General features: G+C 61.2%; 12 protein-coding genes. 3 read left to right on the top strand and 9 right to left on the bottom strand.

Annotated elements, in window-relative coordinates; translation table 11 throughout:
* Nucleotides 1-186 precede the first annotated feature (186 nt).
* Complete coding sequence (trxA, locus tag AO268_RS09710; RefSeq protein ID WP_076964277.1) at nucleotides 187-516, bottom strand: thioredoxin TrxA; 330 nt, start codon at nucleotides 514-516, stop codon at nucleotides 187-189.
* Nucleotides 517-610: 94 nt separating this feature from the next.
* On the opposite strand from trxA, the gene AO268_RS32690 reads away from it, so the two are divergent.
* Nucleotides 611-778, top strand: coding sequence for a hypothetical protein (locus tag AO268_RS32690; protein ID WP_176561358.1), 168 nt, complete (start codon nucleotides 611-613; stop codon nucleotides 776-778).
* On the opposite strand, the gene AO268_RS09705 is transcribed toward AO268_RS32690, so the two are convergent.
* The 4 genes from AO268_RS09705 to AO268_RS09690 all read right to left on the bottom strand — a co-directional run bounded on the left by AO268_RS09705 (nucleotide 750) and on the right by AO268_RS09690 (nucleotide 5281).
* Nucleotides 750-1355 carry a hypothetical protein gene (locus tag AO268_RS09705; RefSeq protein WP_176561357.1) on the bottom strand — a complete coding sequence of 202 codons (606 nt, stop codon included), beginning with the start codon at nucleotides 1353-1355 and terminating at the stop codon, nucleotides 750-752. The two genes, AO268_RS32690 and AO268_RS09705, sit on opposite strands and share 29 nt — an antisense overlap.
* Nucleotides 1321-3807 (bottom strand): fimbria/pilus outer membrane usher protein, encoded by a 2487-nt coding sequence (locus AO268_RS09700; protein ID WP_373562124.1) that lies wholly within the window; start codon nucleotides 3805-3807, stop codon nucleotides 1321-1323. The genes AO268_RS09705 and AO268_RS09700 overlap by 35 nt, the downstream gene beginning before the upstream one ends.
* Nucleotides 3797-4489: a fimbria/pilus chaperone family protein gene (locus AO268_RS09695; protein ID WP_236309557.1), complete on the bottom strand. Its 693-nt coding sequence runs from the start codon at nucleotides 4487-4489 to the stop codon at nucleotides 3797-3799. Before AO268_RS09695 ends, AO268_RS09700 begins: the two co-directional genes overlap by 11 nt.
* A gap of 144 nt (nucleotides 4490-4633) precedes the next feature.
* Nucleotides 4634-5281, bottom strand: coding sequence for a DUF1120 domain-containing protein (locus AO268_RS09690; RefSeq protein ID WP_076964279.1), 648 nt, complete (start codon nucleotides 5279-5281; stop codon nucleotides 4634-4636).
* A gap of 481 nt (nucleotides 5282-5762) precedes the next feature.
* On the opposite strand from AO268_RS09690, the gene ppx reads away from it, so the two are divergent.
* A complete protein-coding gene (ppx, locus tag AO268_RS09685; protein WP_099168556.1) occupies nucleotides 5763-7265 on the top strand; it encodes an exopolyphosphatase in 1503 nt (500 codons plus the stop codon).
* Nucleotides 7266-7269: 4 nt separating this feature from the next.
* Here the strand turns inward: ppx and AO268_RS09680 are convergent, their stop codons facing one another.
* The 3 genes from AO268_RS09680 to hemB form a co-directional block, all read right to left on the bottom strand.
* A complete protein-coding gene (locus AO268_RS09680; protein WP_099168694.1) occupies nucleotides 7270-8679 on the bottom strand; it encodes an amidase family protein in 1410 nt (469 codons plus the stop codon).
* 230 nt (nucleotides 8680-8909) lie between these two features.
* Nucleotides 8910-11132: a polyphosphate kinase 1 gene (gene ppk1 / locus AO268_RS09675; protein WP_099168555.1), complete on the bottom strand. Its 2223-nt coding sequence runs from the start codon at nucleotides 11130-11132 to the stop codon at nucleotides 8910-8912.
* An 18-nt stretch (nucleotides 11133-11150) separates the two neighbouring features.
* Nucleotides 11151-12164 (bottom strand): porphobilinogen synthase, encoded by a 1014-nt coding sequence (gene hemB / locus AO268_RS09670; RefSeq protein WP_099168554.1) that lies wholly within the window; start codon nucleotides 12162-12164, stop codon nucleotides 11151-11153.
* Nucleotides 12165-12382: 218 nt separating this feature from the next.
* Here hemB and AO268_RS09665 point away from each other — a divergent pair, with 218 nt between their 5' ends.
* On the top strand, nucleotides 12383-13027 hold the full coding sequence (locus AO268_RS09665) for a DedA family protein (protein ID WP_076964238.1): 645 nt from the start codon (nucleotides 12383-12385) through the stop codon (nucleotides 13025-13027).
* Here AO268_RS09665 and AO268_RS09660 read toward each other — a convergent pair.
* Nucleotides 13008-14243 (bottom strand): sterol desaturase family protein, encoded by a 1236-nt coding sequence (locus tag AO268_RS09660; RefSeq protein WP_099168553.1) that lies wholly within the window; start codon nucleotides 14241-14243, stop codon nucleotides 13008-13010. The two genes, AO268_RS09665 and AO268_RS09660, sit on opposite strands and share 20 nt — an antisense overlap.
* Nucleotides 14244-14373: the final 130 nt, after the last annotated feature.

The following is a 14373-nucleotide window of genomic DNA, read 5'->3' as shown; positions in this document are numbered from 1 at the left end:
GCTTAATGAGGCCGCGCCGCAGAGAAGGCGACAGGATCGCGTACTAATCGAAAGGAGTGCGTCGGCGACGGCTTGCAGGGGGCAGTGGAGAAACCAGTGCGGGGCCGAATGTACCACCTGGATTTCAGAGCGTCTAGCCCTGCTTCACGAAAAAGCCCCGCAAATTGCGGGGCTTTTTTACGACACTTAGATATTGGCGTCGAGGAATGCCGCCAGTTGCGACTTCGACAGTGCGCCGACCTTGGTGGCTTCGACGTTGCCGTTCTTGAACAGCATCAGGGTCGGGATACCACGCACGCCGTGCTTGGCCGGGGTTTCCTGGTTCTCGTCGATATTCAGCTTGGCAATGGTCAGCTTGCCTTCGTAGGTGGTAGCGATGTCGTCCAGGACCGGAGCGATCATTTTGCAAGGACCGCACCACTCAGCCCAGTAGTCAACCAGCACCGGGCCTTCAGCCTTAAGTACTTCGGCCTCAAAGGTCGCGTCGGTGACGTGCTTGATAAGATCGTTGCTCATGGATGTCTCCGGGTTGTAAGCAAAAAAAACGTTGCCCATCATAGCCGCCCTTCCTTCATTCAGGAAGCCGCCGCTGATTGACTCTTGCTATGGGATGCGCTCATTTTGGGTATGGCCCATTGCCGAAGCCGACGGCGAAGACCTCGACGCCGCCCACGCTGACCTGCGGCAGAAAGCCGGCATGGCGCTCCAGCAGTGCCTGACGCAACCGCGCACCGCTGAGCCGGCCAACGTCATTGGCTCGGTGGAGCAACCGGGCTGACGCCAACCCCACGCGGCAGCCACTCGACCTGTATCTGCCCTTCGAGCGTTGTTTCACGGCGGACAGAAAAGGCATCGGACGACAGAGAGGGGTCGATCTCCAGTTGCACCGATAACCGACGGCCGGTTACCGGTACACCAGCCGCCCGGGCGATCAGAACCTGCCCGGGCACAAGGCGCTCGCTGGCCTCTGCCGGCGCCGAATCCTCGGCGACCAGGTCCACGGACCGGCCGTCAAGGTGGGCATCCCGGACACTCAGGGCAACGGCACCGGCGCCGCCAAACCGAAAGCCCTGCGCACCTCCTGGCGCCCCACTGAACCGTAGCGCCATGGGGACCGGGTCGATACACACTACGTTCAACAGCACCGTACGCTTGCCCAGGGACTGCGGGTTGGCGTGCCCGTCAAACACCTGCCCTTGGCGCAATACACCGCAATCAACCCGCGGCTGGCTTAACGCCAACTGACAGCTGGCGGCGCTGACCTCACTGATCAACAACACCATCACGAACAACAGGCATGGATAGACCCTGCCTGGCGATTTACAGCGCACGACAGGTTGCCGAGGCGGTTTCATACAGTTTTTCATTGGAAGGCTCTGGCTCAAGGTTCAGTTGCAACAGGCAGGGTTTCGTGGAGCCCGGCATTTCCACCCTCAGGGTTTGCTGAGGCTGGCTGTCATTCAGGAAGATCAGGCCTTCACCCACCACGCTGGTCAGGAAGGCCTTGTCCTCGCCAAATACCGGGGCGCCCTGGGGTAATGCCCGCCCACTGGCGTCGCGAGCGGTCAACAGCACGCGGCGAGCGCTGATCACCTTGAACTCCACGGTATTGAACGAGCCGCGTGCGGCGGCGAGCGTCTGCGTGCCGTTCTTGAGGTCGACACGCTTGGGCAGGGACTGGGTCTGCACTTCGAGGTGACTGTTGCTGTAGGCCGGCAAGCCAGGAATGACCGCGAAGCCACGGTAATCGGTCCAGACGGGGCCCTGGGGGGTCTCGACTTTGGCGCCTGAGACATTGCCCACCGACAGCAAGCCGAAAGTGTCCTGCACCGCGTAGGGCGAAAAGGTCAGCCCCTGTTCATGGGCCACAATGGCACCCTGCAATTGCCCGGTGTAGCTGGTGCCCGATGCATCCCGGTTGATTCCCGCACCCACACGGGTGTAGCGCGGCATGACATCGACCCGGCCGTGTACCGCTTGCTGACGATCCGTCAGGTCGCGTTCGGTTCCGACTTCGTAGTCCACATACTCGTTGACTCGTTCCGACAGGGTTGTACCGATATCGGAGCGGCCATTGCGGCGGCTGGCGAAGGAGGTAAGGCGCCGGCTCTCGCCGAAGGGCACGCTGACTTGCAGGCGCACCGACACGCCTTCGGAGGGGAGTTCCTCATTGGCGGTGTAACGACGCTTTCGCCGCCTTGACGGGCCGGTCTGCGAATCGGCGATCAGGGCCACATCGACATCCCTGAAGCGCTGGTTCCACGACGCAAACACATGCTCGGCACCCTGCCCGTCAAACTGCTCACTGCGCGAATAGCTAAGGGAGAACCCGCCGAACGTCGGCCCGCCCCAACTCAACCCGACGGTGTACTGGCGATGGAAGCGCGCATCCAGGTCATCCCTGGCCGATGCGCCGGCCTCCAGGACATCGCGATAGCCTCGACTCTGGGTGGTGGCACTCAGGTTGACCTCAACCCCGGCGCCCACTGGGCTGCTCAGCGACAAGGCATTGCGCGTGCCCCCCACGCCACGCACCTGATCCCGGGACACGTTGTGCCGTGCCGCCACCGAAACCCGCTGGAAAAAGACACGACTCAATGTCCCCCCTGCCGCGTGGTATTCATCCGTCCCCAGCAAGCCGAACCCCAGGGCCGTGCCCGCCCCCAGGCCCCAGGTGCCGCTGCCCATCGCCACCACCGGCGGCTCCCGGTCGCTGAGAAGCGTTTCGCGCACCTTGCCCAGGGCAAAGTCAAAGCCTGGCGCAACAGGCACCTGGGCACCGAAGGACGCAGCGGGCACCACAAAACTGCGCTTGCCACCCCGCATGTCGATGACGCTCACGTCCAGGTCACTGGTGCCATTGAGCAGCGGCAGGCCGGTGAGGCTGAACGGCCCTTCAGGCACGAGGGTCGAATAAATCAGCACCCCGGACTGGCGCACCTCGACCCTCGCCTGGCTATGGGCCAAGCCCTCGACCACAACGTCATTGGCGCTCCCCAGGCGTGAAACACCATCGGGAAAGAGTTGGAAACCCGACAGTTGGAGCCCGCCAAACACCGGGCTCCGGCTGGAGATCTGGCCGACCTGGAAGGTCGATTGCAGGGGCGCGAAATCCCGCTGGGCATAGGCATATACATGCTCGCTGCTGCCCCGGCCATTATCAGAGATATAGAACTGCCGACTGCGCACCACCCAGTTGCCAAGATTGAACCCCGCCTCGGTATAGGCCGAGACAAACCGGCTGGAATCATTGCGCCCCTGGTTATCGAACCCCAGCACATCGTAATTGAGCAGGGCGGCCGTACCGCCCTGGCTGAAATTGCCCGCCTCCCATTGCGGCTCGCGAAACGACTGCGTGGGCACCACCAGCGACACTTCGTCATTGCTGGGACGCAACCTCACCAGCGTCGCCGGGAACTCGCCAAGGAAGTCATGGCACGCCTGGTCGGCCGTAACACCCGCCTGCAGGACCGTCGACGGCACCCGCAAGCCGGCCTTGTCCAGCAACCCACGGGTAAAGCACAACTGACCCTGATAGTCGAAACGGGCATCGACCAGCCCCAATGCGACGCCATTGACCCGCAGCCCGACCACCTGGACACCCTCGCGAAAGCGCGCAGCACTGCGGAAATAATCCGAGACCTTTGGGTCAATGCCGTGGGTGGTCAGGGCCGCCAGGTCAAAGCCGTCCCCCAATTCGAGGGCCAACGCCTCGCCATGAAACCCTGAAAGGGTTGCCAGGCCCATAAACAGCCCCGAACAACAGGCTGCACCGGCCCCCTTGCTCACCGCCCGGTCAAATCCCATGATCGGTCACATCAGCTTTGTAGCTGTCAACACTGAAGCCATACACCGTGGCAGGCTGCAAAACCACCGAGGTAACACCGGCCAGGGAACCCTGGGTGTCGACCGCCAGCACTTCACCCGGCAGGACATAGCTGCGCGGCAGGGTCGCCAGCCGTTTTTCCGGCAGCAACTGCAACTCCAGCGCCAGCCGTACCACATACGCACTGTCGTTGTGGACCGTCAGGCGACTGCCTTGGCGCTTCCACTTCAGCAACTCCCACGGTGCCTGGTGCTTGGCCAACCCCTTGGGGTGCAGGATCAGCGGCAGGTTCTGTCGCAGCGTGATCCCAATGGTCGCCCCTCCGGGGGTGCGAGCCTGGGGAATACCTTCAAAGGACACACGCTTCAGGCGCTGGGTCTTGAGTGGCGCCCCGGCGGTGCTGATAAAACGGACCAACTGGGTTTCGCCGGCCTCGACCCGGGTAATCGGTGGCGTGACTATCAGCAATGGCTCCTGGTCTTCCGGTATGTTTTCGATGACCGAATAAAGCAGTGCGGGCCCCGGGTCTGTGTTCTTGATATTGATCGTTGCTTCACCGTCTTCTTCATTAAGCACGACGACGGTTGTTTCGGGCTGCATACCATCGGCTATCACGATGCCATTTGCGCCAAACAATAAACCTGCACACCACAACAGCGTCACACTTGCTTTCAAAAAACGATTCACCGTGTTTTCTCCGCAACGACCCAAATATTCAGCAAATAAATAATCACCCACGCGAAAGCAGCCGATAAGTTCCGCAAGTACCATGACAACTTCCGTCCCACTATCGGCTGTTTTCTTCGCTTATATGTAGCTAAGTACTAAGGTCGCACGCCCATCCAGGGTGACATCACGCGACAGGTCCAGGTCCTGTGCCTTGTTGATGACCGCTTTTACAGCAATGACACCTGTTAGCTGAGCGATCGCGGCCGGCGTAATCGTTGCACTATTACGCCATGAGTACTGGCTAGGTGCTTGCGCGACTTTGCCATCGCTGCTCTGCCAGGCGCCTTGGCTGATCCGCACGATCGGATTCAACGTAGCGCCTGAAGACCTCAGGTCGCGTAGCGTGACCGAGTACCCGCCCGTACGCCGGGACGCTGTAGCGCCCAGGCCAAAGTTCTGGGCTTCGGTGTAACCGCTACCGAGGATGCCAGGCACCTTGCTGGCCGACTGCAAGTCGGTCAGGGCCAGGCCGAACTTGGTCGGCGTGGTGCCACAGTTGACAGACAGCGATGTGGTTTTCTCTTCACGGGGGTTGAAGGCGGTCTGGGACAACTCACCGGAGCGGATGGTCCCGTAGTCGATGATCCCACCACCCCCCAGGCTGAGATTGCAGGCTGCGGGAACGATCGTGCCACGCACCACCAACTGCGCAACGTTTGTTGCTTGAGCGCCAATACTTGCACCCAAGCAGATAATGCCCATCGTCAAACCTAATACTTTTTTCATGATCAACCTGTCGTTTGTAAGTGTCAGGTATTTTTTATTCAAACCGGACAGTTCCACCGCCCACAATGAGTTCCTCCATGAAACAAAAAGCCATAAATAAATAACACCACGGCATCATTGCCGAACGACAGTTTCCCTCTTCGACTCACCCAAGAAATATAAGACTAAACCTTGATCCTTGTGAGACTCGTTAAAAACAATTGTCAACCTCACAAACTTCAGAAGTAGTCCAAAACAAGTTATGAACCTTCACAAGTAGATTCACCATGTAGGAAACAGCATAAAAACTCTAAAAAAACCAACTACCTCTTACTTACCTACAGCCCCTGGAATGATGTCATCCGCCATCCAGGAATTTGCCTTACATTTTTTACAAATTTTGATCGAGAGCATGTGTAGGGCAAATCACCGAGCACTGCGCGTTGGCGTCAGCGTTTGATCGTGGCACGATGGCGAGGTTATCGACCGAGATCCCCTACCCATGCCGCAATCCAAAGCCAAGAATCTGTCCCTGATCGCCGCCATCGACCTGGGCTCCAACAGCTTTCACATGGTCGTGGCCAAGGCCCAGAACGGTGAGATCCGCATCCTTGAGCGGCTCGGCGAAAAGGTACAACTGGCGGCCGGGATCGACGACGAGCGCAAGCTCAACGAAGAATCCATGCAGCGCGGGCTCGATTGCCTCAAGCGCTTTGCCCAGTTGATCAACGGCATGCCCCAGGGCGCCGTGCGCATCGTCGGCACCAACGCATTGCGCGAAGCGCGTAACCGGGGCGAATTCATCCGCCGTGCCGAGGAGATCCTCGGGCACCCGGTGGAAGTCATCTCCGGCCGTGAAGAAGCGCGCCTGATCTACCTCGGCGTTTCCCACACCCTGGCCGATACCCCCGGCAAACGCCTGGTGGCCGACATTGGCGGCGGCAGCACCGAGTTCATCATCGGCCAGCGCTTCGAGCCGCTGCTGCGCGAAAGCCTGCAAATGGGTTGCGTCAGCTACACCCAACGCTATTTCAAGGACGGCAAGATCACCCCGGCCCGCTACGCCCAGGCCTACACGGCAGCGCGGCTGGAGATCATGAGCATCGAGCACGCCCTGCACCGCCTGACCTGGGATGAAGCCATCGGCTCATCCGGCACCATCCGCGCCATCGGCCTGGCCCTGAAGGCCGGCGGCCATGGCACCGGCGAGGTGAATGCCGAAGGCCTGGCCTGGCTCAAGCGCAAGCTGTTCAAGCTCGGCGATGCGGAGAAGATCGACTTCGAGGGCATCAAGCCCGACCGCCGGGCCATCTTCCCGGCCGGCCTGGCGATCCTTGAAGCCATCTTCGACGCCCTCGAACTGCAACGCATGGACCACTGCGATGGCGCCCTGCGTGAAGGCGTGCTCTACGACCTGCTGGGCCGCCATCACCATGAAGACGTGCGTGAGCGCACCCTGGGCTCGCTGATGGAGCGTTACCACGTTGACCTGGAACAGGCGGCACGGGTCGAGCGCAAGGCGCTGCATGCCTTCGACCAGGTGGCTGCGGACTGGGAGCTGGAAGACGGGGTCTGGCGTGAACTGCTGGGCTGGGCGGCCAAGGTCCATGAAGTGGGGCTGGATATCGCCCACTACCATTACCACAAGCACGGTGCGTACCTGATCGAGCACTCTGACCTGGCGGGGTTTTCCCGGGAGGACCAGCAGATGCTGGCGCTGCTGGTACGCGGTCATCGCCGCAATATTCCCAAGGACAAGTTCGCCGAGTTCGGCGCCGAGGGCATCAAGCTGATTCGCCTGTGCGCCCTGCTGCGCTTTGCGATCCTGTTCCATCACATTCGCGGCACCCAACAGATGCCGCAAGTCACCCTGCTCGCCAATGGCGACAGCCTGGATGTGGTGTTCCCCGAAAATTGGCTGGATGAAAACCAGCTGACCCAGGCGGATTTCGCCCAGGAGGCCGAGTGGCTGACGCGGGTGGGTTTCAGCCTGAACGTGCACTGACCCCCTAGGCGTTCTCGGACGACACCGGCGTGCCAGGCAAGAACGCCGGCTCGCGGATGGCCTGCGAGGCCTGTTCATAGCCATGGGCGACCGAGAGCAGCGTGGCTTCACTGTTGCCCACACCCGAAAAATGCAGCGCCGTCGGCATGCCCTCGTCATCCATGCCCGAGGGCACCGAGATGCCGGGGTAACCGGCAGCGGCAGCAAAGTAGTAACTGTCAGAGCGGAAGTTCGACACGATGGCATCGAGCCTGTGCTCGCTCAGCGGCTTATCGAGGGTGCCCTTGAACACCGGCAGGACGCTCGCCCATAGTTGCTCGCGCTGTTCATCCGTCACCTGCAGGCGGTTGATCTGCTCCAGCAATGCCTGGTCCGGCTCCCCGGCCTGCCTGTCACGCTCATTGAAGGCAATCAGTTCAGCCAACGACTTCACGGGCAACCCTTCCCGACCAGCCAGGTAGCTGTCCAGGTGGTGCTTGATCCCGGCAAGTAGCGCATCGCTGTATTGATCGTAAGCTTCACGGGAGACCTCCGCATCCAGCCTGCCTATCGGCACCATGACGGCGCCCCTGGACGCCAGCAATGCGATCGCGTCCGCGAAGTGCTGACGGTCCGCGCGCAAGGCCGGATCCCCGGCCTCCTCAGGCGACAACACAGGCAGCGGCGTGTAGCCAATGCGCTTGCCCTGCAAGGCATCCGGCGTGAGCCCGGCGGTGTAGCCGGTTGTTTCGGTCATGGCATTGAGCGCTTCGCCAGCATCGCGCACGCTGCGCGTAAAGGTGCCCACCGAATCCAACCTTGAACTGGTCATCACCCCCTCGGTACTCACCAGCCCGGCCGTGGTTTTCAGCCCGACCACGCCGTTGTAGGCCGCCGGGGCAATGATCGAGCCATTGGTCTCGATGCCCAGTGCCAGCGGCACCAGGCCCTGGGCGACCGCCACCGCCGACCCCGAACTGGACCCTGCTACCTGCCCTCCCAGTCGATGGGGATTGAGGGTTTGCCCACCACGGGAGCTCCAGCCATCGACCGGTACGCTGGAGCGGAAGTTGGACAGTTCGCTCATATTGGTCTTGCCCACGATCACGGCGCCGGCCTTGAGCAGGTTGTCCACGACCCTGGCGTTTTTGCTCGACGGTGAACCGACCAACGCCCGGGACCCGGCACTGGTGTGCATTTTCCCGCGGGTTTCAAAGACATCTTTCAGGGCAACCGGCACGCCATGCAAAAACCCGCGCACAATACCGCCGGCACGCTCCTGGTCGCGCATGCGCGCCTGTTCACGCGCATCGGGGTTGACCTGCACAAAGGCATTGCCGCCCTGCAAACCCTGATCGATAGTGGCAATACGCCTCAATGCATCGCGCACCAGTGACTCGCAAGTGACTGCCGCCCGAGCCATGTCGGACGACATGGCCTGCGCACTGCGGTAGCCCTTTGGCGGCGAAGCCAGCGCTTCGTATAGCCCCACAGTGCCCAACCCGATACCAACGGATCCCATCATCGAAAATTCCTTAACTGCCCTGTACCGGCTATCGCCTGATAGCCCGAGGTCAGTCTAGGAACCGGAGCCTGGGCTCCCCAACCTGGAAAATCTGACAATCCTGTCCGATTTCCCGGTGGCCGATGTAGGCATGGTCGATATCAGCGAACCGTCAGCACCGGGCTGCCCAGGCGCTCCAGCAAGGTCGCCTGCGCACTGCGCGGGTTCTGGTTGCCGGTCGGGGTGTTGCGCAGGTAGCGCCCGTCCGATTGCAGGCTCCAGCTGTGGGTGTTATCGGTCAGATAGCTCTCCAGCTCCTTCTTGACCCGCATGATCAGCTTCTTGCCTTCCACCGGGAAACAGGTCTCGACGCGCTTGTCGAGGTTGCGCTCCATCCAGTCGGCACTGGACAGGAACATCTGCTCTTCGCCGCCGTTGAGGAAGTAGAACACCCGCGTGTGCTCCAGGAAGCGGCCGATGATCGAACGCACATGGATATTGTGGGACACACCCGCGATGCCCGGACGCAGGCAGCACATGCCCCGCACCACCAGGTCGATACGCACGCCGGACTGGCTGGCCTTGTACAGCGCGCGAATGATCTTCGGATCGGTCAGGGAGTTGAACTTGGCGATGATGTGCGCCGGCTTGCCATCGAGGGCGAACTGGGTCTCGCGGGCAATCATGTCGAGCATGCCCTTCTTCAGGGTAAACGGCGCATGCAGCAGTTTTTTCATGCGCAGCGTCTTGCCCATGCCGATCAACTGGCTGAACAGTTTGCCGACGTCTTCGCACAAGGCGTCGTCGGAGGTCAGCAGGCTGTAGTCGGTGTAGAGCTTGGCGTTGCCGGCGTGGTAGTTACCGGTGCCCAGGTGCGCGTAACGCACGATCTCACCGGCTTCGCGGCGCAGGATCAACATCATCTTGGCGTGGGTCTTGAAGCCCACCACGCCATAGATCACCACCGCGCCGGCCGCTTGCAGGCGGCTGGCCAGTTGCAGGTTGGACTCTTCGTCGAACCGCGCACGCAGCTCGATCACCGCCGTGACTTCCTTGCCGTTACGCGCAGCGTCTACCAGTGCATCGACGATTTCCGAGTTGGCGCCGCTGCGGTACAGGGTCTGGCGCACGGCCAGGACGTGGGGGTCCTTGGCGGCCTGGCGCAGCAGGTCGACCACCGGGGTGAACGACTCGAAGGGGTGCAGCAGCAAGATGTCCTGCTTGCTGACCACGCTGAAGATGTTCTCGCTGTTTTGCAGCAGTTTCGGGATCTGCGGGGTGAACGGCGTGTATTGCAGCTCCGGGTGACTGTCCAGGCTGGTGATACTGAACAGGCGCGTCAGGTTCACCGGGCCGTTGACCTGGTACAGCTCGGTCTCGGCCAGGTTGAACTGCTTGAGCAGGTAGTCCGACAGGTGCTTGGGGCAGGTATCCGCCACTTCCAGGCGCACCGCGTCGCCGTAGCGCCGCGAGAACAGCTCGCCGCGCAGGGCGCGGGCCAGGTCTTCCACATCTTCGGTGTCTACCGCCAAGTCGGCGTTACGGGTCAGGCGGAACTGGTAGCAGCCCTTGACCTTCATGCCCTGGAACAGGTCATCGGCGTGGGCGTGGATCATCGACGAAAGGAATACATAGTTATCGCCAGCCCCCCCGACCTCTTCCGGTACCTTGATAATGCGTGGCAACAGGCGCGGCGCGGGGATGATCGCCAGGCCCGAGTCACGGCCAAAGGCATCGATACCTTCGAGCTCGACAATAAAGTTCAGGCTCTTGTTCACCAGCAGCGGGAACGGGTGCGTCGGGTCCAGGCCAATCGGGGTAATGATCGGCGCGATCTCGTCGCGGAAATAGCGACGGACCCAGGTCTTGAGCTTGACGGTCCAGTTGCGCCGACGGATGAAGCGCACCTGGTGCTTTTCCAGCTCCGGCAACAGGATGTCGTTGAGGATGGCGTATTGGCGGTCCACATGGCCGTGCACCAGCTCGCTGATGCGGGCCAGGGCCTGGTGCGGCTGCAGGCCATCGGCGCCGGCCTGTTCACGGGCGAAGGTGATCTGTTTCTTGAGGCCGGCGACACGGATCTCGAAGAACTCGTCCAGGTTGCTGGAGAAGATCAGCAGGAACTTCAAGCGCTCCAGCAGCGGGTAGGACTCATCCAGCGCCTGTTCCAGCACACGGATATTGAATTGCAGTTGCGACAGCTCGCGATGGATGTACAGGCTGCTGTCGTCCAGGTTCGGAATCACCAGAGGCGGTGCCGCCACCACCGGCTCCGCGATCACGACAGGCTGCTCAGGCACAAGCTCCGACGGGGTTTCGGCGACCTGTTCAACCACCGGGTGCGCATCTTTTACAGCAACGTCTGTGAGTCCTTCGGTATTCATCGAGTGTTCCTGTGAGGGCTATTGTTGCTCTCTAAGCAATTGGGCGGCACGGGCGGCAAAGTAAGTCAGGATGCCATCGGCACCCGCACGTTTAAAGGCGGTAAGAGATTCCAGGACGACGCCTTCACTCAACCAGCCATTTTGAATCGCGGCCATGTGCATCGCATATTCACCACTGACCTGATAGACAAAGGTCGGCACCTTGAATTCCTCCTTGACCCGATAAAGGATGTCCAGGTACGGCATGCCAGGCTTGACCATTACCATATCGGCGCCTTCGGCCAGGTCCGCCGCCACTTCGTGCAAGGCTTCGTGGCTGTTGGCCGGGTCCATCTGGTACGAGGCCTTGTTGGCCTTGCCCAGGTTCAACGCCGAGCCGACCGCATCGCGGAACGGGCCGTAGTAGGCACTGGCATACTTGGCCGAATAGGCCATGATCCGCACATTGACATGCCCGGCCAGCTCCAGCGCCTCGCGGATCGCCTGGATCCGACCATCCATCATGTCCGACGGGGCCACCACCTGGGCGCCCGCGGCGGCATGGGACAGCGCCTGCTTGACCAGTGCGTCAACAGTGATGTCGTTCTGCACATAGCCTTCTTCATCCAGGATGCCATCCTGCCCGTGGGTGGTGAACGGGTCCAGCGCCACGTCGGTGATCACCCCCAACTCCGGGAACCGCTCGCGCAGGGCGCGGGTTGCGCGCTGGGCAATGCCTTCGGGGTTCCAGGCCTCGGCGGCGTCCAGGGACTTGAGCCCGGCCGGCGTGACCGGGAACAGCGCCAGCGCCGGGATCCCCAGCTCGACCCACTGTGCGGCCTCTTCCAGCAGTAGATCGATGGTCAAACGCTCGACACCCGGCATCGACGCCACCGCTTCCCGGCGATTTTCACCGTCCAGCACAAACACCGGCAGGATCAGATCATCCACCGTCAGGACGTTTTCACGCACCAGGCGGCGAGAAAAATCATCACGACGGTTGCGGCGCAGGCGGGTAGCGGGAAACAGGCGTTGGGCGGGGGTAAAGCTCACGGCAGACTCCTGAGCCCGGCTTGACGGGCGAGCGTGACAGTTATAAGCGGCCATTATGACGAAGGAATGACAGTTGTGCTTACTCATCCATCCGGCATGCGGCCTGTCGTCTCCTTCATGGTTTCCGTAGGAAATGTTCACTTCGTGACACATCTCGATACTTTCATGAATGTTCGCGAAGGCGTAGGCTGCGCGTTCATTTCGCCAGCACCCAGACAATGCTCCAACAATTTCTGAATGACTTTGGCTACTTTGCCCTCTTCCTGGGGACGTTCTTTGAAGGTGAGACCATTCTGGTACTCGCAGGCTTCCTGGCGTTCCGCGGATACATGGATATCAACGTGGTGGTGGTGGTCGCGTTCTTCGGCAGCTACGCCGGCGACCAGCTCTGGTACTTCATGGGCCGCAAGCATGGGCGCAAATTGTTGGCGCGCAAGCCACGCTGGCAACTGCTGGGCGATCGGGCGCTGGAGCATATCCGCCGGCACCCGGATATCTGGGTACTGAGTTTCCGCTTCGTCTACGGCTTGCGTACGGTCATGCCCGTGGCCATTGGCCTGTCCGGCTACCCGCCGGGGCGCTACCTGTTGCTCAACGGTATCGGCGCGGCGATCTGGGCGGCAGCGCTGGGCGCGGCGGCCTATCACTTTGGCGCCGTGCTCGAAGGCATGCTGGGCAGCGTCAAGAAGTACGAGCTGTGGGTCCTGGGCGCCTTGCTGGTGCTCGGCCTGGGCTTGTGGCTGCGCCGGCGCATCCGCAACGCCCGCCTGGCCCGGGAAAACTGCGCCGCCGAGCAAGCCCAACTGGCGCAGGCACAACTGGCCGAGCCGAAAAAGCCCGAGCCTACGACACCCACCGAGTAAGCCGGCCCCGACAACAGTAGAGGCCGATGACACTGAGCAGGCTGTAGCTGGCCAGCCCCAGCCAGCCCAGCGCGCTGGCCGGCCACAACCCGACCAGCGGCGCCAGCCACACCAGCGGCACGTTCAGCAGCAGCCGCAGCAACTCAGCCTTCAAGGCCCATGGGCGGTTCTCCAGTGCCACGCCCAAGGTAAACAGCCCCAACGCCATCACACTCCAGCCCAGCACCAACGCGGCGGTCGGCATGCCTTCGCCAAAGTTCATCAGGTAGCTGCCAAAGCCCACATACGCGGCAAATTGCAGGGCGATGTAGACCTGCTGGCGTGTATCGAGGGGCACCTCGAATTTGCGGAACTGGCTCAGGTCCGGCTTGGCCAGCGGGTACTTGGCCTTGACGTCCGCCGGGCGCCAGCCGGTGCGCATAAACCAGATACGCAACTTGTCCCACCCACTTTCGGTACGCCGGGCATCACTCCACAACTGCGCATAAAACTGCAGGTTGGCCCACAGCGGGTTCCAACTGGCCAAAGGCGTGGTCACGCCAAAGATCACCGGCTCGTTTTCGTCTTCTTCCTGGAACGAACCAAACAGGCGGTCCCAAATAATGAACACCCCACCGTAGTTGCGATCCATGTAGAGAGCGTTCTGTGCATGGTGGGCTCGATGATTGGACGGCGTGACAAAAAACCACTCGAACCAGCCAAGCTTGGGCACATGACGGGTATGCACCCAGAATTGATACAGCAGGTTGAGTGACGCCACACTGATAAAGACCACCAGCGGTACACCGGCCACAGCCAGTGGCAGATAGAAGATCCAGCTCAACAGGAAACCCGTGCTGGTCTGGCGCAAGGCCGTGGTGAGGTTATAGTCCTCGCTCTGGTGATGCACCGAGTGCGCCGCCCACAGGATGTTGCGCTCATGCCCGCAGCGGTGCAGCCAGTAGTAGCAGAAGTCATAGAAGACAAAGGCAAACACCCAGGTCCAGACGCTCTGGGTCGCCAGCTCGAACAGTGCCAGGTGCTGGAGGGCAAAGGCGTAGGTCAGCAGGCCCACGCCCTTGGTCAACAGCCCGGTGGTGGTGGACAACACACCGGTGCTCAGGCTGTTGATGGCATCGGCCACCCGGTAGTTGCGCTCGCCGCGCCAACGGTCAGCCAGCAGTTCGAGCACAATCAGGGCAATGAAAAACGGTACCGCGTAAGGGACGAAGTCCATGGGCAAGTCCGATCAATTATTGTTACATCAAGATTAGGGATGGTCTGAAGTAGCCATGTATTTCCCCGGCATACCACCTAGCGCAACTTTTAAACTCGCCAAATGATCAAAAAACAATCAATTCGACGAG

The organism is Pseudomonas sp. ICMP 8385 (assembly GCF_002699915.1).
GTDB classification, from domain to species: Bacteria; Pseudomonadota; Gammaproteobacteria; order Pseudomonadales; family Pseudomonadaceae; genus Aquipseudomonas; species Aquipseudomonas gessardii.
Note: the sequence above shows the minus strand (reverse complement) of the source record. Positions and strands in the feature narration are given on the sequence as shown.